The organism is Flavobacterium sp. (assembly GCF_044339515.1).
In the GTDB taxonomy this organism is placed as follows: Bacteria; Bacteroidota; Bacteroidia; order Flavobacteriales; family Flavobacteriaceae; genus Flavobacterium.
Genome location: NZ_JBIIVK010000029.1, coordinates 17,935 through 38,643 on the forward strand (window position 1 = coordinate 17,935; position 20,709 = coordinate 38,643).

Genomic DNA, 20,709 nt, shown 5'->3' on the forward strand with positions numbered 1-20,709 from the left:
AAATTTGTACCAATTCAAATGAAAAAACAAGCCTTTCTATTGCTCTTTTTTGTAGCCGTTATGACGGCCTCTTGTGGCGGAATTAAAAATACCATCAAAAATATTGATGATTCTGTACCCACACCTATGTTGAAAAAAGATAATTCTTTTGTGTTAACAGAGTTTAGCGATGATTCCAAATACGGCTATGACCCGGATTATCCTATTAATATTTTTTATAGAACCACTTCCAACGACACAATTAACCAAGAGCGATTTTTGAAAGCCTTGGCAGGACCTAATGGTGAGAAATTATTTTATAAAAAACTAGAAAGTTGCTGTCCATTTCCAACCAAAAGAAGCGAAATCGGTGCCGGATTTTTAGATGTATACCAATTGCATTGGGTGGGATGTAAAAAACCTTTAGTACTCTATTTCAACATTTATGAAAAAGGAAAATTAATGGTTCCGAAAGGCTTAACCTCCAAAAAAGATGAGTAACGTATGTTACAAAATCAAATCAAATTATTCGTACTTTTGCACTTTAAAAACCAACTATGGATATTACTAAAATACCTCAAATAAAACATACAAACAGTGGAAACTTCTTTGTCTTAGCCGGACCTTGTGCTATTGAAGGCGAAGAAATGGCACTCCGAATAGCTGAACGTTTAGTAGAAATCACTGATAAATTAGAAATTCCTTACGTATTCAAAGGCTCCTTCAAAAAAGCAAATCGATCCAGAATCGACAGTTTTTCAGGAATTGGTGACGAAAAAGCCTTAAAAATTTTACAAAAAGTATCACAAACTTTCGGTATACCAACCGTAACCGATATTCACACCAATGAGGATGCTCCTATGGCAGCCGAGTATGTAGATGTTTTGCAAATTCCCGCTTTTTTGGTTCGTCAAACGGATTTAGTGGTGGCTGCCGCAAAAACAGGCAAAACAGTTAATTTAAAAAAAGGACAATTTATGAGTCCGGAGAGCATGAAACATGCTGTGCAAAAAGTGTTGGATTGCCAAAATGAAAACGTAATGGTTACTGATCGCGGAACCATGTTTGGCTACCAAGATATGATTGTTGATTTCAGAGGAATTCCAACCATGAAACAATTTGCTACTACCGTTTTAGATGTTACACATTCCTTGCAACAACCCAATCAGATGTCTGGTGTTACCGGAGGTCGCCCGGATATGATAGAAACCGTCGCCAAGGCCGGAATTGTAACCGGTGTGGATGGCATTTTCATTGAAACCCATTTTGACCCGGCTAACGCTAAGAGTGATGGAGCGAACATGCTTCACCTCGATTATTTTGAAAATTTAATGACGAAATTAGTAGCTATACGAAAAACAATTAATCAATTCTAATCCTAATTATCATCAATACAGTGAAAAATCAATCGTTATTGATTGTGCTCTTTTTTTGTGCCGTTTTTCAACACATATCAGCCCAAGAAGCTCCGGTAGCTCCAGAAAAATACACAGCCCACAACAAAGGAAAATTTTACATTTTTTGGGGAGGAAACAGAGAAGATTACTCAAAATCTGACATTCGTTTTAAAGGTAAGGATTATGATTTTACCCTTTATGATGTTGATGCTAATGATAAACCAAAAGGCTTTCATATTGATTACTTTAATCCGGTTCGAATGACCATTCCGCAAACCAATTTACGGATAGGTTATTTTATTACTGATAAATACAATATTTCAGTTGGATTTGACCACATGAAATATGTAATGCATCAAGACATAGCCGTGGATTATACCGGTTTTTATCCCAACCAAGGAAGTTTTGGAGAAACATTACCCAACGGACAAATTTTGTTAACGGAAGATTTTTTAACTTTTGAACATACCGATGGTTTAAACTATGTGAATACAGAAATTTCACGTGTGGATGACATTTCAAAATGGTTTGGTATTAAAAATACCGATTTATTTCAAATCAACATGACCGAAGGAGCTGGTGGCGGATTTTTATATCCAAAAACAAACACCAAACTGTTGGGTAAGGAACGCTATGATGAATTCCATGTATCCGGTTACGGATTTTCAGCCAAAGCAGGATTGAATATTACGTTTTTGAAATATTTCTTTATTCAAGGTGAATTAAAAGGCGGTTATATCAACATGAAAGACATCCGAACCACACAAGACAAAGCAGACCGAGCCGAACAAGATTTTTGGTTTTTTCAGCGGATTTTGGTGATTGGTGGAATTTTCAGAATTTAGTGAAGTGACTTTGCCTCAGAAATAATTTCTTTTAAAACAGTTACATTGATATCTTCGATTGAAAAATATCGCAATGACTTGAACGTATTTCGCTTTTCCCCTACTAAAAATTCCAAGTGCTGTTGAAGTTGATAACCTTTGTTAAATGCCAAGTCAACATATTTTCCTTTATGACTGGCATTTAGGAAGCAAAATGGTTTATCGTTTAGATAATAATAAGGGATTTTCCACTTAAATAATAAAACGGCATCCGGAAGTTCTTTCTCAATTATTACTTGCAAATTGAGTATTATATCCCGGTATAATTCAGGTTGATTGAGAATATATTCTTCGGCAGGTTTCATTTTTCAAAAATAAATTAAAATTTGTTTGGTTGTGAAAAATTTTATATTTTACTTTGCGACTCAAAGTACTTTAAAAATGGAAAACGAGAAATACCTTAACGACCTCTCTGAAATCAAAAACTTGATGAACCGATCCTCTCGCTTTTTATCACTGAGTGGATTATCGGGAATTTTAGCCGGAACATATGCGTTAATTGGTGCTTATTTGGCTTATAAAACGATTTACTTTGATACTTCAACCATGGGAGCCTATAAAAACCTAGTGATTTCTGAAGAAGCTGTTATCCGATTATTACTAATTGCTGTTTCTGTAGCGATACTTTCTTTGCTAACCGGAATCCTATTAAGCATACGAAAAGCAAAAAAGAACAACGAAACCATTTGGAACAGTACGGCAAGAAGATTAGTAATCAATTTTTTAATTCCCTTAGCTACTGGAGGTTTCTTTATTATATTTCTTATCGAAAAAGAAATGTTAGGTTTAGTTGCTCCACTTACCTTAATCTTTTATGGATTAGCTTGTGTAAATGCAAGTAAATATACCATCGGAGGGGTTCGTTATTTAGGACTAACTTTTATTGTTTTAGGATTACTTTCAACATGGTTTTTAGGCTACGGATTATTATTTTGGGCTTTAGGTTTCGGGGTATGCCACATTTTATATGGTAGTATAATGTACTTTAAATATGAACGAAACTAGATTTTTAAATTTTATAAATCTGTGTTCCCAAAAAAATAAATTCCTTTCCTTTGCCAAATGAAAAACATCATCCAACATATCAACAAAGCCTTTGACCATCGTATTCGACTGGGCATTATGTCGATATTGATGGTGAATGAAAGTGCCGATTTTAACACGTTAAAAGAACTGTTAGGCGTAACCGATGGCAACCTTGCCTCTCACGCAAAAGCTTTAGAAACAGAAGAATACATCGCTATTGAAAAACAATTTATCGGAAAAAAACCTAATACCAGTTACAAAGCCACTCAACTTGGAAAAAAAGCCTTTCAAGAGCACATTGAAGCCCTGGAAAAATTAATCAAAAAAAGCTAACCTATTTTTTTATCTATAAACTTTGAAAAACAAAGTACTTTTAAATATGAAAACAATCCATTTTTATCTTCAAACCAAAAAGAGAGAATTTCTTGTTCTTTCCGTTCTTTCGTTATTCTGCTTAAGTCTATTAATCATTCGGGCAAAAGCTTCAAACAGCACCTTCTTCTTCTTTTTAATTTGGAATTTGTTCTTGGGTTTTCTCCCCTATTGCATCAGTCTAATGATGTTATATTCCATAAGAATTAGAAATAATCGATGGTATAGAGTATTTGGATTACTAGTTTGGCTACTATTTCTTCCCAATTCATTTTATCTATTGACCGATTTTTTTCATTTGAATAAATTCAATTCGGTGCCGGTTTGGTTTGATCTTATGGTGGTAAGCTCTTTTTCGCTGACCGGTTTTTTGTTTGGTATTTTTTCACTTTTTACCATCGAAAAGTTAATCCGTAATCATTATTCGGCAAGCATTTCAAAAATTATTCTTCTAACTAGTCTCTATTTAACTGCATTCGGAATATACTTGGGAAGATACCTTCGATTCAACAGTTGGGATGTACTTTCTAATCCAATTGAATTATTGAATTCTTGTATCAACTGTCTTTTTATCAGAGACGTTCAAAATTTTACACTTGGATTCGGAACGTTTTTATTGGTCATCTACTTTGTTGCAACTTCGATGAAAAAGATGGAAACAAATAATCTGAAAATCAAATAATCCTTATCATGACTAAAAAAACCTATGCCTCCGTTACAGGAAAACTTTCTACACAAATTGCCATTACTTCTTTTTTAATTGGGACCATATTATTTCTCCTCAATCAACTGTTTCCAAAAATTGATGAACTATTTATCATTGGCGTTTTTTATGTATTACTCGCCTTATTTGTCAACGGTGTAGTTGTGGTCAACCTCATTCATCACTTTATTTTCTTTCAAAATCACCGGGAGTATTTTGGGGTAAAAATTCTGATTGTTCTAGCCAACATTCCCATCGCTGCTCTCTTTTTTTATTTAACTATTAACAACATTAATCTTTTAAACTTTTAAACTCTTAAACTCTTAAACCTTTAAACTCTTAAACTTAAAAATCATGGAAAAACAAACCAATTTCTTTCAGTCCAACACCGCAAAAATCATCATGGTTGGCTTTTTAACGCTCATTTTATTGATTCCGCTTCAATTTGTGAAAAGCTTAATTGAAGAACGTTCCGTCCGCCAAAAAGAAGTGGTTTCTGAAACCTCCGAAAAATGGGGCGAAGCAATCTACTTTTATGGTCCGATTTTGAAAATTCCGTACAAACAAACCAGTGAAGTTGTTGAATATGATGCTAAAACCAACGTACAAGTAAAAAAATACGTAACCGAGACTAAATTAGCTTATTTCTTCCCGGAAGAACTAAAAAACACGACCGATGTCACGATGGTGAAACCCTTGCAACGCAGTTTATATAAGTCGAATGTATTCAATGCTCAAATGGATTTTACCGGAAGTTATGTTTTTCCCAACTTTAAAATCAATTCGATTGCGGATGAAAATATTATGTGGGACAAAGCCACAATTTTGATTCGAACCACCAATTTAAAAAGCATTAAAAGTCAGGTGAATTTGAAGTTAGGGGATTCGATTTACCGATTTGAACCCACTCAAAATAAACAAAATGATTCGTTGTCAACGTTAGAAACCGGTTTGGTGAATTTGCAATCGCTTCGGGAGAACAAAAAGCAAAACTTTACGTTCAACATCAATTACAACGGAAGTAAAATGATTCATTTTGCACCGATTGGCAAAACGACATCGGCAAAAATGACTTCCAATTGGCCGTCACCAAGTTTTTCAGGTAATTTTTTACCAAATGATAAAAATAAAGTAATTACGGCTAAAGGTTTTGAAGCCGAATGGGAAGTGTTGCACCTCAACCGACCTTTTCCGCAACAATCGTTTGAAACGTTACCGAATGTGAAACCGCATGCTTTTGGTGTTGATTTTATCACCACTGTGGATGAATACCAACAAAACGAACGAGCTTCAAAATATGGATTTTTGGTCATTGGATTGACGTTTTTAATTTTTTTCCTCATTCAAAGCATCAGCAAAATCAACATTCATATTTTTCAGTATTCGATGATTGGTTTGGCGTTGATAATGTTTTATACGTTGCTGATTTCGATTACCGAACACAGTAGTTTCACACTGGCGTATGTAGTGGCCGGAGCTTCGGTGATTGTGTTGATTTCGCTTTACTCCATCTCAATTTTAAAGAACAAAAAGTTTCCGGCTTTCATTAGCATTTCACTCACCTTTTTATACACGTTTATTTTTGTGATTATACAAATGGAAGATTATGCGTTGTTGGTGGGAAGCATCGGATTGTTCTTGATTTTAGCCGCGGTGATGTATTTTTCTAGGAAGATTGATTGGGGAGCGGGGAATTAGGTTTTCACGCTAATATTTATTTTCTCGCAAAGACGCGGAGACGCAAAGGGATAGCTTTGCTTTGCGACTTTGCGGCTTTGCGAGATTAAACCATTGAGAAATTAGGTTCATTAAGCTTGCTTGGTGAGCCTTTTTTAATTGAATTTCAAACAAAAAAAACGGAAACAACTACTCAAAGTGTTTCCGTTTTTACATTCAGTCCATAACGTGAAGGACTTTCATTTGTTTTTTTAAGAATTAATCTTTTTCATACACGGTAATAAAACCGGCAGCGTCTCTCACTTTTAATTCTGAAAGGGTAAGATTCATAATGTCTTGTGTTTTGGTTACGCCGTCAATCGTAGTCGTTAAATTATTGTGTGATCTTGAAAAAGTTCCCGTTTTGGTTAGCAACTCACAGGGTGAATCGGTTGAATCGTATTCGCCTTCATTCACGTCGTTATCAATTTTAAGGTCCAGATAGTCTTTGTCGCAACCTGCTTCATTCTGTGGTGCATCGATTAAAACTTCCTGTCCGGAGATTACTGTTCCCACTTGGGCTACATTCCACTTTCCGATTACCGGTAGAAGTGTTTCTCCTTCGTTATCGTCGTCGCTACAAGAAGTGGCAAATAATCCGGTTGTTAAGGCAAAGGCGAATAATAGACTTCGATTTTTCATAATTTGTTTATTTAAATTGTTAGGTGTAAAGGTAGATGAGTAATCGAAGTTGCTTGTTACAGAATTATAGATAAGGTTTATACAATTACTCTATTGGGAGTAGAAAACAAAAAACCCGACAATCACTTGCCGGGTTTTACTATCTAAAATTCAAAATTTGTTAGTGGCTTGCTTCTGCTTCTATTTCATCCACATTAATGCCTTGTTTCTTTAAAATTCCTTTTACTAAAATGGCAAATAGTGTAAGGTATCCAAAACATAAAACCGGTATGATATACGAATTATGAATACCAATTATATCGGATAGTTTACCTTGTAATGGCGGAATAATTCCACCTCCCAAAATCATCATGACTAAGAAAGCTGACCCTTGAGCCGTATATTTTCCTAAACCAATAACTGATAAGCTGAAAATAGCCGGCCACATGATGCTACACGCCAAACCACCGGCTAAAAACGCATAAATCGCTACCATTCCGTCTGTGGTTAAACCGATTAACATAGCGATGATTCCTATTAAACCAAAAACAGTTAATGTTCGTGCCGGTTTGTCTTTACAGATAAAAAAGGCAATAATTTGTATGAATACGCAGAAAACATAGTAATACAAAGGCGACATATCTTTTTCTGCTACAATATTTACGATTAAAATAACAGCAAAAGCAATCAATGGAACCACTATTAAAGCAATAGTTTTCTTGAGACCTTTTAAATCAAAAACAGCGATGGCACCGGCCCAGCGACCAATCATCAAACTTCCCCAATACATTGAAATATAGGGTGCAATTTCAGACGATTGCAAACCTCCGAATTCTTTTAAACTTAATAATTCTCCTAGATTACTGCCAACGGCTACTTCCACACCTACATACGTAAAAATAGCCAACATTCCCAAAACCAATTGTGGATATTGCATAGCTCCCCAACCTTCGCTTTTCTTTTGAGCACTTCTATTGGCAAAAAGTAAACCACCCACAATCACGAGCAATGCTCCTGAAAGCCAATACATTCTTTCTTTTTCTAAGGGATGTTTTAACGTTTCTATTTCTGCATTTCTTTCAGCTATTTGTGCTTCATAATCAGCTACTGTATCGTCTGCTGAAATCTGTGCTTTTAAACTTGATACCTCTGTTTGAAGTAAATCTATTTTTAGAGCTTCATCACTTTTATAACTTGAAAAAACGGGTGCAAAACAAATAGCCAATAGTCCGGTCATAATTACTAATGTTGTTAATGCCTTGTTGGCCTTTTCCATCGGTTCATTTGAAATTCCATCCGGCACTTTTTTGGAAAAGAAAAATAAAGCTGCCGCAATTAAAAATAAAATTCCAACCCCAACATAGAGTAAAATTACTTTGTCTAAACCTAAACTTTTAATTTGTTCATCCTTCACCGCTGCCGCTGAACCAAATAAGGCAAAAGCAACAATAAGTGGACCAATCGTTGTTCCGAAAGAATTTATACCGCCACCTAAATTTACTCTACTTGTCCCGGTTTTAGGGTCTCCTAATAAAATGGCAAACGGATTGGCTGCTGTTTGTTGTAGTGAAAAACCTAATGCAACAATAAATAAACCTACTAACATTCCGGCATAAACATTTGCTTGAACGGCCAAAATCATTGCCCCGGCACCTAAAGCAGAAAACAACAAACCGTAAACTATACTTCGCTTGTAACCCCATTTACCGACTAAATCTTTTCCGTTTAACGCTCCAAAAGCAAATAAAAGCAATGCTCCTAAATAATAAGCCGTGTAAAATGCAAAATCGACCAATTGTGATTGAAATTGATCTAAATAAAAATAACTTTTGCAAAAGGGAATAAAAATACTGTTTCCGGCTGCAATAAATCCCCAAAAGAAAAATACCGTTATCAGGGTATAGAGTGCTGGATAATTTGTTTTAGTAGTTTCTGAACTCATTAGTTTATGGTTAAAAGGTTAGTTATGAGAATGTTTTAAAAATAAAAATTTATATAAATCATAAAAAAATCAATTATTTACTAACGTACTGATAATTTTTACAAAAAATAATTTCTAAATATACATTTTAGTCAAAATCAATTGACCGAATTACCAAAATAGTTATCAACGAAAACGTTTTCAAAAATGTGTTTTTATAAATTATACAACGTTTGCGTAAAATTGAAAAAAAACTAATCCGCTATCTTAATTTCGCTTCGTGGACCGATGCCGTTGTTGTTAAACGCCTCAATTTGGAAATAATACACATCCGAACGATCTAATCCATTGAAATAATATTCATTTTTTCCATATACCATAATGGAACCGTATAATTTGTCGGGGGATTTTCCAAAATAAATCATATATCCATCTGCTGTTGGTTCTTGTTGCCACTTGAACCAAACGTTTCTTCGTTCACCTTTGACTTTTGGACCGGAACGCAAAGGCACAAAATTTTGAACTGCTGTTGGTTTTTCACCGGAGCCTTTTCCAAAAACTCTGAATCCACTTATCGCAAATTTTCCGGTGGGCATTCCGTAATTTTCTATTTTTAAAAATCGAGTTTTTAAAGGAGTTTGCAATTCAATGTATTCGTGTGGAACATCTTTGGTATTTTTACTTTTATTTACAACAATTTTCCAATTCTTACCATCGTTGGAAGCATATAAAATGTATTTGTGTCCATCAGTATTTTCAGGTTTTCCCATCAATTCAACATCTTGATCGGCATAATTGATTTGAATGGCATTCACAGTACTCATTTCACCTAAATCGGAAATAATAAATTCGCCTTTGTTTCCGGTTTTTGCACTCCAATAGGTTTTGATATCTTCATTTACGGCAAAATTAGCTTGAAATCCTCCTAAGGTAGAAGAAACCTGAACCGGTTTATTATAGTTTAACAACATCCAACCTGAAAAATGTTCTGTTAAATGATTTTTTTGTTCCGATGGTAAAAAGGTTGGATAATCACCATAAGCTGTGTTACTATACATCACACCATCCTCATCAAAACCCGAAGGCCAGATTCCGATTCGTCGTTCAAAATTATTCTTCACACATATACCAATAGTAGAAACATGCCAATATTGATTATTAGCATCTTGATACGTTGCACCATGTCCTGCCCCTCTGGCAAATCCGCCCGGTTTATAGGAAAAAGGATTGTGCGGTTGATAATCAAATGGTCCAAGTGGATGATTACCCACATACACCCCATCGGCGTAGCCACTAAATTCGGTTCCGGGAGCTCCGTACTGTAAATAGTATTTATTGTTGTGCTTCGTCATGAAAGCTCCTTCGGTAAACGGTTGCAAAAACGTATTGTCATTGTTTTCGCCAAATCGCTCCCATCCGTGTTCATGATCATTTAATGCTAAAACGGGAACAAGTTCGCCTTCCGGCTGAAACGTTTTTCGGTTTAATTTCAAACCATATAACGGATATAAATTACTGGAACCATAATACATGTACAATTCATCTTTCTCTTTATCCCAAAATAGTTGAGGATCCCAGGCTCCTGCTTGATGTTTGTGAACCAATTCTTTCCAATCATCCACTTCCGGATTGGTGCTCATCCACAAAGGAAATTCTTTGGTTTGCGTAGAACCGATAACCAATAACGTATCATTGACAAAAGATAAGGAAGGAGCACACAATTCATCCCATACTTTATGCTCGGGACGAAGAAATTTTCTTGGTATAAACTTCCAATTCAACATATCGTCACTGTGCCAATACCCCCATTGATTGGTAGAAAACAAATAATACTTCCCTTTAAAAAAAGTAATCACCGGATCTGCTGTTGCACGGTGTTTCCCTTGTGTTACAAAATTGGGAATCGGACAATATCCGTAATCGATATTGATGGGATTACAATAGGTTTTTTGTTGAGAAAACGCAGAAGTTATTCCCAACAAAAAAAATAAAATGATGCATTTATTTTTCATAGTAAAATGTTTAAAAAAAACCCTTTGAAAAACTCAAAGGGTTTTCAAGCAAACAAAAACTCAATTATTGAACTAACTCAAATTGTACTTTTTCGGTGGTAGCTGAATTTGTTCCGATGAAAACGTCGAACATTCCCGGTTCGGCTACAAATTCTAAATCAGAATTATAAAATTTTAAATCTTCTACTGAAATTTCGAAAGAAACAGTTTGCTTCTCACCTTTTTTCAAAAATATCTTTTGGAAACCTTTCAGCTCTTTTACGGGTCGAGTCACCGAACCTACTATATCGCGAATGTAAAGTTGAACGACTTCTTTGCCATCATAATTTCCGATATTGGTTATATCAACAGAAGCAATAATTTTTCCATTAGAATTCAATTTAGAATTTGAAATTTTCAAATTAGAATACGAAAAAGAAGTATAACTCAATCCAAATCCAAATGGAAATAACGGTTCATTTCGCTCATCAATGTAATTGGTTTTGAATTTTTCAAATTTTCCTTCGTTATTTCCAAGCGGTCTTCCCGTGTTTTTATGATTGTAAAATATTGGAATTTGACCTACACTTCTTGGAAAAGTTGCCGTTAATTTTCCGGAAGGACTTTCATCACCAAACAATACATCTGTAATGGCTAATCCAGCTTCTGTTCCGGGAAACCAAACATTAAGAATCGCAGCAACTTTTTGACTTTCTTCAACCAAAACTAAAGGTCTTCCTGTAAATAAAACCAAAACAACCGGTTTACCCGTTTTTAGTAATGCATCCAATAATTCTTTTTGAACGGATGGAATACCTAATTCTGTTCTACTGCTTGATTCTCCGCTCATTTCGGCAGATTCACCTAATGCAGCTACAATCACATCGGCTTTTGAAACAACTTGAAGGGCTTCATTCAACAATTCTTCTCTGGAACGATTGTCTCGATTTAAGGTTTTTCCAAACATGGTCGCACGTTCTTCATAAGCGGCATCAGCTACCAAATTACTGCCTTTGGCATAGAGCACATTCACTGATTTTCCTAAAACTGATTTCATACCATCAGATAAAGGAATAGCCTTTTCATGCTTTGTTGCTACACTCCACGTTCCGGGCATATTTACTGAATTATTTCCTAGCGGTCCAATCACAGCAATAGTTCCTGATTTTTTTAAAGGTAAAATTCCTTTGTCATTTTTTAATAATACAAATGATTCTGCTGCTGTTTTTCGGGCCTCATTCCGATGAGCAGTTGTAAAAATATCGGTTTTATCACGCTTTAAATCACAGTAGCGATAAGGATCATCAAACAAACCTAAATCGTATTTTGCACCTAAAATTAATCGCACAGCATTATCAATTTGTTGGATAGAAACCTTTCCTTCGGTTACAGATTGTTTGAGGGTTTTTAAAAAACCTTCACTAACCATATCCATTTCTATTCCTGCTTTGAGTGCAGCCGCTGATACGGTTTGGAAATCACCCACACCATGCTCCATCATTTCTTGGATTCCGGTGTAATCCGTAACAACAAATCCATTAAAATTCCATTGTTTACGCAATACATCCGTCATTAGCCATTTATTTCCTGTTGCAGGGATACCATCAATTTCATTAAAGGAAGCCATAACCGAGCCCACTCCGGCATCAACAGCTGCTTTGTAAGGTGGGAAATACTCATTATACATTCGGATTCTACTCATATCAACTGTATTGTAATCTCTTCCGCCTTCAGGAGCACCGTACAAAGCAAAATGTTTCACACAAGCTAAAAGAGTAGTATTGAGTGACAAATCTTTTCCTTGATAACCTCTGACCATTGCTTTGGCGATTTCACTACCTAAATAGGCGTCTTCACCGGAACCCTCTGAAACCCTTCCCCATCTTGGGTCACGTGAGATATCTACCATGGGTGAAAACGTCCAGTTGATTCCGTCAGCACTGGCTTCTTTAGCGGCAATTTGAGCACTTCGTTTAATCAATTCCAAATTCCATGTAGAAGACAAACCAAGCGGAATTGGAAAAGTCGTTTCATAACCGTGAATCACATCCATACCAAATAAAAGAGGTATTTTAAGACGGCTTTGCTCAACCGCTATTTTTTGAACTTCCCTTATTTTTTCTGCTGTTTTAATATTAAAAAGTCCACCCACTTTTCCTTCTTTGATATTTTTTGCCACATCAGAGCTACTGGCTTGCCCTGTGGTAATATCGCCGGATGTTGGAAGATTTAATTGACCTATTTTTTCTTCCAACGTCATTTTAGAAAGTAATTGCTCTATAAACTCCGCTTTTGAAAGGGTTATTTTTTGATTGTTCCCCTTTTGAGCCATCACAGTAGTAGTAATAAAAACAGTAAAAATTAAGGCTTGAAATAATCGCATATTATTGATTTTTTATTTGGCTTAACATCCATTTATATAGATTGACATCCGCATAAACTCTTGACCAACTATCATGATTGGCATCATCAAAAATAGTCAACTGAATGTCTTTTGAGCAACTTTTTAATTTTTTAAATATTGTGATAGAATATTCCACATCTACTATATCATCTAATAATCCATGATAAATTCGTGTTGAAATATTTGCAATTTTACAATTTTCAATCATTGGAACCCTATATACAAAACCACAAATTGGCACTAATGCCGCAAAGATTTCCGGATGAGCAAAAGCTAAATTCCATGCTCCCCACGCTCCCATGCTCAACCCAGTTAAATATACACGATTAATATCAATTGGGTTTTCTTTTATTATTTTTTGAATCAATTGATACAATGATTCTGATTCCCAGTAGGTATTTTCAGGACACTGAGGGGCTAAAACATAAGCATCTAATTCATTTGTTTGAAGATACTTTAATGGTCCGTGCACTTTTACCTTTTCCAAATCAAAACCTTTCTCTCCTGAACCATGTAAAAAAACAATCAATGGTTTTTTTGTCACCCCTTTTTTAGGTTGATGTAAAATATAGCCGTAATTTATTTTGTTTTCTATTGTTATAGAATAACTTCCTTTTGTTTCTTGACTATACGCTTCAAAAGGAAAATATCCTGTTATCAAAAAACAGAAAATAAAAGTAGTGACTAATTTTTTTTTAAAAACCATGTTGTGCGGATGAAAATCCTAAATTCTGTAATCCTGTACGAATTTCAGGAGCTTGCATAAACAAATTCCATAAAAATCCGGTTCTGTAATTTTCTATCATTGGGACAATCGTTCCTTGATCGATGGCTAAATAACGTTTTGTAACCCAATCATGATGTGGTGAAAATGCATCATAAGGTCCAGCCACACCAATTAATCGGTCTCTCCAATCATTGCTTTCGTAAAAATACCGCAAAGCTTTCATAGATTCTTCAGGCGTGTAGGGAAATGAAGATAATGCTGCTGTAGGCGTAATGACACCTCTATCATTACCTGGTTTATGGTCGGTATAGCCAACGGTTCCATTAGCATTTCTGGTGTAACTTGCTGTTAATCCCCAACATTCCTCACTGTATCCATTCCAACCAATAGGATTAGCAACACAATAAGCATGCATGATTTTAGTATGATTTTGAGTCAATTCCCAATAGTTAGCATATTGGTCGGTTAGTCCTCGAGGGTCTAAACCTAAATAAGAATAATGTGCCCAAAACATTGGACCAACAATAGAAGCCCCATTGTAATTAAAAATCTTAGGAATATTATAACTGGAAGCCGCGGTAACAATTGCACCATTTCTAGCCCAAGCTTGATGATAGGCTTCTGAGGGAATTGGATGCGTTGGCGAAGAAGCTCCCATAACATAGGTAATTAAACACTCGTTATAACCTTCTAATTTAAAATTTAATTGCCATTCGTAATCAGGTGACCAATGCCAATACATTGCATTTTCGCCTTTTGTATACCAGCTCCACTCTACTCCTCTCCAAAGTTCATCGGCTTGTTGTGCTAAGGCTTGTTCAGCTTCTGTACCATTTTTAAAATATTCACGTACACAAATTAGCCCTTGACACAAAAAAGAAGTTTCTACTATATCGCCTCCATTATCAATCGGACCAAAAGGAACTGTATTTCCATTTGTTCCGTTAATCCAATGACTCCATGCACCGTGAAAACGATCGGCGTTTTCTAGAAAATTTAAAGCAGTTTGTAGTCTGGATAAGGCTTCTTCTCTGGTTACAAAACCTCTTTCTATCCCTACTAGTATAGTCATCAAACCAAAACCGGAACCACCCGTTGCAACCAAATGTTCATCCACAAAAGGTTCATCTACATGATAACGTTCTCTTGCCAATTTTGAGTTGGATTCTGCATAATTCCAAAAATATTTAAACGCATCTTTTTGAGCTAAATCTAATAACTCCTGCTCAGATAAAGGTGGTATATTAATTACATCATCTTCTCTAGTCACCGTTTCGTTTGTTTTAGAACATGAACAAGAAATGAAGAAGAATTGAATGATAAATAAATATTTTAGAATATTTTGCATATAGAATTCTTTAAAAAATTAAGTAGAAATAAACCTAACAGGAATTTATCCTGCTAGGTTTATCATATGAAAACAAATTATCTTCCTGCTTTTTCAAGCTCATAAAGAGCACCGATTTCTGCTTGAGTTAATACTTTTTTCCAAACTCTGATTTCATCTAATTGTCCGTTCATTGGTCTTTGCCATGAATCAGGAGTTCCAAAAGCTACCGAACCAAAAGTCCCGATTACCGGTCTTGTTGGAGTAAAGAAATTTAGTGCTAAAGGATTTCCACCATTTCTGGATTCCCAAACAGGATTAGAAATTTTAACACCGTTCGCATATAATCTAAACATGGCTGTTGTAGCATCCCATGTTAAAACATAATGTGCCCATTGTCCACCATTTTTATTAGGTTGAGCAGAATGACCGTTTGCAATATCCTCTGCACTTGGGTTTGCAGAGTTAATGATATCTTGAAAATTAGCACCACCATCTTCTGTTTTGATGATGGCTAAACCTTTCACTACTAATGTATCGGCAGTTGCAGGTCTCCATCCTGTTTCAGCCATAAAGTTGATGTTTCCACCCCACTCGTTCGGACGAGTTAAAGAAAACATCATTGTCGGATGACCATCATCTCCACCATTATTTGTTACTTTTGCCCAAAGGCTGATTGACATACTTGGTAAAGAAGCACTCAATGATGCTATCTCAGGATAAGCTAAATAACCATTTGCAAAGTTTACACCTTGTCCTTTGATTGCCTCAACATAAGAAGCACCTACTGTGTTTGATGGGTCAGTATTCGATTTAATTTCTTTTCCATTACCATTTAACGGCCAATAAGCAACTAAATCAGCGGAGGCTACTTGGTCAGCATTATCAAACCCACCAATTGGTGGTAATTTTCTTTCCTCATCATCTCCACATGCAATAAGTGAAGCTCCAATCAATACTAAAGACAGTGCCTTCATTGATAATTTCATTGTTTTCATAATCATAATGTTTAAAATGTTAAAAATTTAAGTTAGTAATATTAGTATCCTGGGTTTTGGGTTAATAACCCTCCACTTGAAATAATTTGATCATTGGGAATAGGAAATAATTCATGCTTCCCAACCACAAATGTTTTACCGTTTGCTGACATAGCACTTACTGCGGTTCCTGTTCTAACTAAATCAAACCAACGGTCATGCTCCATTGCCATTTCCCATCTTCTTTCATTCAATATCGATTGTAGCGTAACTGTTGTTGCTACATCAAGACCAGCACGTGAACGTAGTTCATTAATTCGGTCTAGAGCTTCGCCGGTCATACCTAACTGAAATCCGGCCTCAGCTCTAATCAATAAAACATCGCTATATTTTAAAATACGTAAATTTTTAGCGGTTTCTCCTTTATCATCATTCCATAACTCTAAAAGAGGACTTTGATAGGCTTTATAATTATACCTTGGATTGGTCCAACTTACGGGTGCAATAAATCCATCCCATAACACTGAAGGGACAAACATAATAGCGGCTTCTTTGCGTAAATCACCACTTTCATAAGAATTAGCTAAACTTAATGATGGTGTATTGAATCCCCAACCCAAATCAGGTGTGCCTCTTGGTCCTTGAACATTGGTGTAATCACGTAATCCTTTTGTTAAAGTTGCTTGCACTTCATAAATGGATTCGGCTTTATTTTCACCGGATTCTCTCCAAACATCTGCATAATTGTTCAACAAAGCATATTGTCCGGAGGATATAACTTCGCCTGCAATATCATAAGCCATTTGCCATTCCCCTTGATATAAATGTACTTTAGCTAACAAAGCTTGGGCAGCACCTTTTGATGCTCTACCTAAATCATTGGGCGAATATTGACCTTTTAAAGGTAATTTACCAATAGCATCCGTTAAATCCATTTCAATTTGGTCATACACTTCTTGTTTTGATTTTCTCACAAAAACTACTTGATTGATAGTAGTATTATCGTTAATGTCTATTCGTTCAATAACAAGAGGAACACCACCGAAACAACGCACTAAATCAAAATAAAACAAAGCTCTTAAAAACTTTACCTCCCCAATTAAACGGTCTTTCAGAACAGGATCAATAGTTAATTGTTCCAGATAAAACAAAGCATTGTTAGCCCTGTATATACCATCGTAACGCCCGTTCCAAACATCATTAAAGGAAATGTCAGTAGCATCAAAAGTCAAATTATCGAGTTTATGCTTATCTGTTCCGGTATCTGTTGGTGTGGAACCTTTATCGGCATCATCAGAAGTAATACTGGTTATTCCGATCCAAGAAAAGGAATACATATTATAATCCAATTGCTTATTATAAACACCGTTCACCAATTGAACTGCATTGGCCGGATTATTTAAGAAATCTAACTCAGTCAGAGAATCATTGGGCTCCACATTTAAATCATCTTCACATGACATAAAAAAAAGTATGATAAAAGAGAGTAAAAAGATTGTATAGCGATAATTTTTTTTCATAACCTAATTTTTATAAACTAATATTAACACCCATTAAAAAAGTCTTATTTGTTGGATAAGCATCCAATTCAATTCCGGCAGACCGCAGTGGATCAGCATTATTATTTCCCACTAATTCGGGCGAGTAACCCGTAAATTTGGTAAACAAAAGGGGATTGATTGCAGTAATGAAAAAGCGGACTTTATAAATTCTTTCATAAAATTTGGGTAACGTATAGCCAATTGTGATGTTGTTAATTCGAAAAAAATCACCATCTTCAATGTAATATGTGGATGACAATGGAACGGTGTTGAATGGTAATGGATTTGCAGCATTAGGATTGTTAGGTGTCCAAAAATTATCCAATACAGCACTTTCTACATTCTCACCACCAAAACGTTGTGCTTTTTTTCCATTGTAGAGTTTATTTCCACCCACACCGTACGTATCAACCGAAAAATCAAAATTTTTATAATTGGCACCAAAACTTAACCCATACGTATGTGTTGGTATATAGGAACCGGCCACCACTCGTTCATCACTGTAAGTAAAAGCACCATCGGCATTTAAACCGGTTACTTCATACACATAAAAACTCCCCAATGGTTCACCAACCAAGACTTGTTTAGTCCATTGTCCGTTATTGATTGGACCTCCAATTAATTCAGAAAAGAAGGCACTGTTGACTTTTGTTAACTCATTTTTATTGTAAGAGAAGTTTCCTCCTACCCAATAGGTGAATTTGTCATTAAATTTACCATCCCATTTCAATGACAGTTCAACTCCTCGGTTAGAAACATCACCTGTGTTTAACGTTACAAGACCAGGAGAGAGCGATGGAGGTAGAGTAACCGGCAAAATAACATCAGTCGATTTACGGTCATATAAATCAATTGTACCGGAAAGTCGACTGTCAAAAGTTTTAAAATCTAAACCAAAACCCAATTCTTTAATGGTTTCCCAAGTTAAATTCGGATCAACTTGAAAGGGCTGGTTACTCCCAGGATTTATTACTTGATTTTCCCCGAAAGCATAATTAAAACGCTGAAAAAATGTAGGTATATTTAGAGGATTTAGTGTATTTCCGTTTCCAACTTCACCATAACCGGCTCTAACTTTCAGGTAATTTAGCGATTTTGAGTTTAGTAAAAAATCTTCATTTGAAACAACCCAACCGGCTGAAACAGAAGGGAACATTCCCCAACGTTTAGACTCTTGAAAGGCACTAATCCCTTCACGTCTTAATGATGCGGCAAATAAATATTTTCCATCATATTCATAATCCATTCTTGCAAAATAAGATAAGGAAACTATTGGTGTGAATTGTTGCTGAGAAACAACGGCACCGGGAGCCGTTTCTGTATCGTAAGTAGATAAATTCAAGGACCAGTAATTTGATTGTTCAGGCACATTCCAACGGGTGCCGGACAAAAATGCTGTATCACCCAAAGTTGATCTTGACATTCCCAAAACTGCTGTAACTTCGTGTGGCCCAAATGTTTTATTATAGGTAAAAAAATTATCCCAGTTCCATTGATAACTTTCACCTCTTCGTTGTTGTAAAATATTAATAGGTGCATTTGGAGAATATTCATCAATGGTAGAGATAGCATTTTGAGACAACCATATTTCTCTGCTCGGTGTAAATGTAAATCCTTTTGACCAATCAAAAGTAGCACCAAAATTTGAGGTAAACTTTAATTCATCTAAAATTTTAATTTCCGCATTCATGGAGCCAAACAACGTCACATTTCTATTCTGCTCATTGGTGTAAAATAATTGAGCTGCAGGGTTGGCAACATTGTTAAAACGGTCACTTCCGTTAATATCAATTAATCCTGTTTCCGGATTTCTGAGAGGTACTCCCCATCGACCGTTATCAAAACGTACCGGAACAATTGGAGATTGCTTATATGCATTGGTAAATGCACTTAAAGGTTTAGGAGTATTACTAACAATTGATAAATTAATAGAGGGTGCAATTTTTATTTTTTGATCAAGAAGATAAAACTCATTTCTGGATGAAATGTTCGTTCTTTCAAATTGAGTTCCGTTTAAAATTCCTCGCTCTTTGAGATTGGTGGCTCCGAAATGATAAGTTGCATTTTCAGTACCACCGGAAATGTTGATATGATTACTGATTACCTCACCATTATCCGTAATTTCATCTAACCAATTGGTATTGTATGGTTGTTCAAAATTAAAATAGGAAGATGAACCCTGTGCAGTATTGTTATAATATGCAAATAAATACGAATCAGCCATCTCAACTTCTCGTTGAATGAAACGTTGACCATAATAGGAATCAACATTCACTTTCATCGTACCTTTTTTACCTTTTTTAGTGGTGATAATAACCACACCATTAGAACCTTTTTGACCGTATATCGCCAAAGAGGATGCGTCTTTTAAAATGTCCATTGTTTCAATTTCATTGGGACTCAAACCATTTAAACTAGTACTCTCAATACCATCAATAATATAAAGTGGATCACGTGAACCAAGTAACGTTCCTAGACCTCTGATTCGGATAGATGGATTTGCCCCCGGTTCATCATTAGTAACAATATTTACACCCGCTGCTCTACCTTGAATGGATTGAATAGCAGACTGTGCAGGGGTTTTTAAAATATCTGCAGATTTGATTTGTGAAACCGAACCGGTTATTGAACCCGCTTTTTTGGTTCCGTAACCTATAACAACAACCTCCGATAAACTTTTTGAATTATCATCTTCCAATTTTACTGTCATTCCATTTACTGCCGGAACTGTCTTTTTTATAAAACTTAACATGGAAAATTGAATCTCATCACCCGATTCTGCTTTAATTTTGAAATTACCATCAAAATCAGTAACTGTATTTTCTTTTGTACTAATAACCAATACAATTACATCCGGTAAAGGCATACCATTTGAATCAGTAACTTTTCCGGTAATTTCTTGTGCTTGAATAGTAGGAATTGTTACAATTAAAAGTAATAAATAGATAATTCTATACATTTTGTTGGTTTGTTTAGTTTGATATCGTAAATATAGTAACTAAAACGATATAGTAAGCAAACCAAATCAAACAACATTAATACATCAAAATAAATTTTATATATTATAATGATATGAATTTCAAATATTTAAATCAATTAAAACAGATTTACAATACATCGTTT

Annotated in this window: 18 protein-coding genes; 8 read left to right on the forward strand and 10 right to left on the reverse strand. The window is 35.4% G+C overall.

The genetic code is table 11. The features are described from left to right. The first annotated feature begins 18 nt into the window (after window positions 1–18). The 3 genes from ACIQ0M_RS09280 to ACIQ0M_RS09290 are packed head-to-tail and all read left to right on the forward strand — an operon-like array spanning window position 19 to window position 2,221. Window positions 19–480, forward strand: a complete 462-nt coding sequence (locus ACIQ0M_RS09280) for a 2-dehydro-3-deoxyphosphooctonate aldolase (protein ID WP_396151570.1) — start codon at window positions 19–21, stop codon at window positions 478–480. 56 nt (window positions 481–536) lie between these two features. Beyond that, window positions 537–1,355 (forward strand): 3-deoxy-8-phosphooctulonate synthase, encoded by an 819-nt coding sequence (gene kdsA, locus ACIQ0M_RS09285; RefSeq protein ID WP_396151571.1) that lies wholly within the window; start codon window positions 537–539, stop codon window positions 1,353–1,355. A 20-nt stretch (window positions 1,356–1,375) separates the two neighbouring features. After that, complete coding sequence (locus ACIQ0M_RS09290; protein ID WP_396151572.1) at window positions 1,376–2,221, forward strand: hypothetical protein; 846 nt, start codon at window positions 1,376–1,378, stop codon at window positions 2,219–2,221. On the opposite strand, the gene ACIQ0M_RS09295 is transcribed toward ACIQ0M_RS09290, so the two are convergent. Further along, on the reverse strand, window positions 2,218–2,565 hold the full coding sequence (locus ACIQ0M_RS09295; RefSeq protein WP_396151573.1) for a DUF1801 domain-containing protein: 348 nt from the start codon (window positions 2,563–2,565) through the stop codon (window positions 2,218–2,220). The genes ACIQ0M_RS09290 and ACIQ0M_RS09295 overlap by 4 nt on opposite strands. A 76-nt stretch (window positions 2,566–2,641) precedes the next feature. Here ACIQ0M_RS09295 and ACIQ0M_RS09300 point away from each other — a divergent pair, with 76 nt between their 5' ends. Genes ACIQ0M_RS09300 through creD form a run of 5 tightly spaced genes read left to right on the forward strand, consistent with a single transcriptional unit; the run spans window position 2,642 to window position 6,059 of the window. Further along, window positions 2,642–3,265, forward strand: a complete 624-nt coding sequence (locus ACIQ0M_RS09300) for a hypothetical protein (protein ID WP_396151574.1) — start codon at window positions 2,642–2,644, stop codon at window positions 3,263–3,265. Window positions 3,266–3,322: 57 nt separating this feature from the next. After that, entirely contained in the window at window positions 3,323–3,619 is a 297-nt protein-coding gene (locus tag ACIQ0M_RS09305; RefSeq protein ID WP_396151575.1) for a winged helix-turn-helix domain-containing protein, read from the forward strand. Between the two features lie 46 nt (window positions 3,620–3,665). Further along, the gene (locus tag ACIQ0M_RS09310) at window positions 3,666–4,340 is read left to right on the forward strand and encodes a DUF1361 domain-containing protein (RefSeq protein ID WP_396151576.1); all 675 of its coding nucleotides are present in this window, start codon (window positions 3,666–3,668) and stop codon (window positions 4,338–4,340) included. Window positions 4,341–4,348: 8 nt separating this feature from the next. Next, on the forward strand, window positions 4,349–4,672 hold the full coding sequence (locus tag ACIQ0M_RS09315; RefSeq protein ID WP_396151577.1) for a hypothetical protein: 324 nt from the start codon (window positions 4,349–4,351) through the stop codon (window positions 4,670–4,672). Window positions 4,673–4,715: 43 nt separating this feature from the next. Further along, complete coding sequence (gene creD, locus ACIQ0M_RS09320) at window positions 4,716–6,059, forward strand: cell envelope integrity protein CreD (RefSeq protein ID WP_396151578.1); 1,344 nt, start codon at window positions 4,716–4,718, stop codon at window positions 6,057–6,059. Window positions 6,060–6,296: 237 nt separating this feature from the next. On the opposite strand, the gene ACIQ0M_RS09325 is transcribed toward creD, so the two are convergent. From ACIQ0M_RS09325 to ACIQ0M_RS09365, 9 genes are all read right to left on the reverse strand, one after another. Next, a complete protein-coding gene (locus ACIQ0M_RS09325) occupies window positions 6,297–6,719 on the reverse strand; it encodes a lipocalin family protein (RefSeq protein WP_396151579.1) in 423 nt (140 codons plus the stop codon). 160 nt (window positions 6,720–6,879) lie between these two features. After that, window positions 6,880–8,640 carry an MFS transporter gene (locus ACIQ0M_RS09330; protein WP_396151580.1) on the reverse strand — a complete coding sequence of 587 codons (1,761 nt, stop codon included), beginning with the start codon at window positions 8,638–8,640 and terminating at the stop codon, window positions 6,880–6,882. A 233-nt stretch (window positions 8,641–8,873) separates the two neighbouring features. After that, the gene (locus ACIQ0M_RS09335) at window positions 8,874–10,631 is read right to left on the reverse strand and encodes a family 43 glycosylhydrolase (protein WP_396151581.1); all 1,758 of its coding nucleotides are present in this window, start codon (window positions 10,629–10,631) and stop codon (window positions 8,874–8,876) included. A gap of 64 nt (window positions 10,632–10,695) precedes the next feature. Continuing rightward, window positions 10,696–12,993: a beta-glucosidase BglX gene (bglX, locus tag ACIQ0M_RS09340; protein ID WP_396151582.1), complete on the reverse strand. Its 2,298-nt coding sequence runs from the start codon at window positions 12,991–12,993 to the stop codon at window positions 10,696–10,698. A gap of 1 nt (window position 12,994) precedes the next feature. Beyond that, window positions 12,995–13,720 carry a prolyl oligopeptidase family serine peptidase gene (locus tag ACIQ0M_RS09345; RefSeq protein ID WP_396151583.1) on the reverse strand — a complete coding sequence of 242 codons (726 nt, stop codon included), beginning with the start codon at window positions 13,718–13,720 and terminating at the stop codon, window positions 12,995–12,997. Further along, window positions 13,710–15,089, reverse strand: a complete 1,380-nt coding sequence (locus ACIQ0M_RS09350) for a glucoamylase family protein (RefSeq protein WP_396151584.1) — start codon at window positions 15,087–15,089, stop codon at window positions 13,710–13,712. Before ACIQ0M_RS09350 ends, ACIQ0M_RS09345 begins: the two co-directional genes overlap by 11 nt. A gap of 77 nt (window positions 15,090–15,166) precedes the next feature. Next, the gene (locus ACIQ0M_RS09355) at window positions 15,167–16,066 is read right to left on the reverse strand and encodes a LamG-like jellyroll fold domain-containing protein (protein WP_396151585.1); all 900 of its coding nucleotides are present in this window, start codon (window positions 16,064–16,066) and stop codon (window positions 15,167–15,169) included. Between the two features lie 41 nt (window positions 16,067–16,107). After that, window positions 16,108–17,565 (reverse strand): RagB/SusD family nutrient uptake outer membrane protein, encoded by a 1,458-nt coding sequence (locus ACIQ0M_RS09360; RefSeq protein ID WP_396151586.1) that lies wholly within the window; start codon window positions 17,563–17,565, stop codon window positions 16,108–16,110. 10 nt (window positions 17,566–17,575) lie between these two features. Continuing rightward, on the reverse strand, window positions 17,576–20,545 hold the full coding sequence (locus tag ACIQ0M_RS09365) for a SusC/RagA family TonB-linked outer membrane protein (protein WP_396151587.1): 2,970 nt from the start codon (window positions 20,543–20,545) through the stop codon (window positions 17,576–17,578). Between the last annotated feature and the right edge of the window lie 164 nt (window positions 20,546–20,709).

What these genes read in the sequence shown, in the direction of transcription:
- ACIQ0M_RS09295 (WP_396151573.1), bottom strand. Translation starts at nt 2,565, where the DNA reads ATGAAACCTGCCGAAGAATATATTCTCAATCAACCTGAATTATACCGG.
- creD (WP_396151578.1), top strand. Translation starts at nt 4,716, where the DNA reads ATGGAAAAACAAACCAATTTCTTTCAGTCCAACACCGCAAAAATCATC.
- ACIQ0M_RS09355 (WP_396151585.1), bottom strand. Translation starts at nt 16,066, where the DNA reads ATGAAAACAATGAAATTATCAATGAAGGCACTGTCTTTAGTATTGATT.
- ACIQ0M_RS09335 (WP_396151581.1), bottom strand. Translation starts at nt 10,631, where the DNA reads ATGAAAAATAAATGCATCATTTTATTTTTTTTGTTGGGAATAACTTCT.
- ACIQ0M_RS09330 (WP_396151580.1), bottom strand. Translation starts at nt 8,640, where the DNA reads ATGAGTTCAGAAACTACTAAAACAAATTATCCAGCACTCTATACCCTG.
- ACIQ0M_RS09350 (WP_396151584.1), bottom strand. Translation starts at nt 15,089, where the DNA reads ATGCAAAATATTCTAAAATATTTATTTATCATTCAATTCTTCTTCATT.
- ACIQ0M_RS09360 (WP_396151586.1), bottom strand. Translation starts at nt 17,565, where the DNA reads ATGAAAAAAAATTATCGCTATACAATCTTTTTACTCTCTTTTATCATA.
- kdsA (WP_396151571.1), top strand. Translation starts at nt 537, where the DNA reads ATGGATATTACTAAAATACCTCAAATAAAACATACAAACAGTGGAAAC.
- ACIQ0M_RS09315 (WP_396151577.1), top strand. Translation starts at nt 4,349, where the DNA reads ATGACTAAAAAAACCTATGCCTCCGTTACAGGAAAACTTTCTACACAA.
- ACIQ0M_RS09300 (WP_396151574.1), top strand. Translation starts at nt 2,642, where the DNA reads ATGGAAAACGAGAAATACCTTAACGACCTCTCTGAAATCAAAAACTTG.
- ACIQ0M_RS09365 (WP_396151587.1), bottom strand. Translation starts at nt 20,545, where the DNA reads ATGTATAGAATTATCTATTTATTACTTTTAATTGTAACAATTCCTACT.
- ACIQ0M_RS09310 (WP_396151576.1), top strand. Translation starts at nt 3,666, where the DNA reads ATGAAAACAATCCATTTTTATCTTCAAACCAAAAAGAGAGAATTTCTT.
- ACIQ0M_RS09345 (WP_396151583.1), bottom strand. Translation starts at nt 13,720, where the DNA reads ATGGTTTTTAAAAAAAAATTAGTCACTACTTTTATTTTCTGTTTTTTG.
- bglX (WP_396151582.1), bottom strand. Translation starts at nt 12,993, where the DNA reads ATGCGATTATTTCAAGCCTTAATTTTTACTGTTTTTATTACTACTACT.
- ACIQ0M_RS09280 (WP_396151570.1), top strand. Translation starts at nt 19, where the DNA reads ATGAAAAAACAAGCCTTTCTATTGCTCTTTTTTGTAGCCGTTATGACG.
- ACIQ0M_RS09325 (WP_396151579.1), bottom strand. Translation starts at nt 6,719, where the DNA reads ATGAAAAATCGAAGTCTATTATTCGCCTTTGCCTTAACAACCGGATTA.
- ACIQ0M_RS09305 (WP_396151575.1), top strand. Translation starts at nt 3,323, where the DNA reads ATGAAAAACATCATCCAACATATCAACAAAGCCTTTGACCATCGTATT.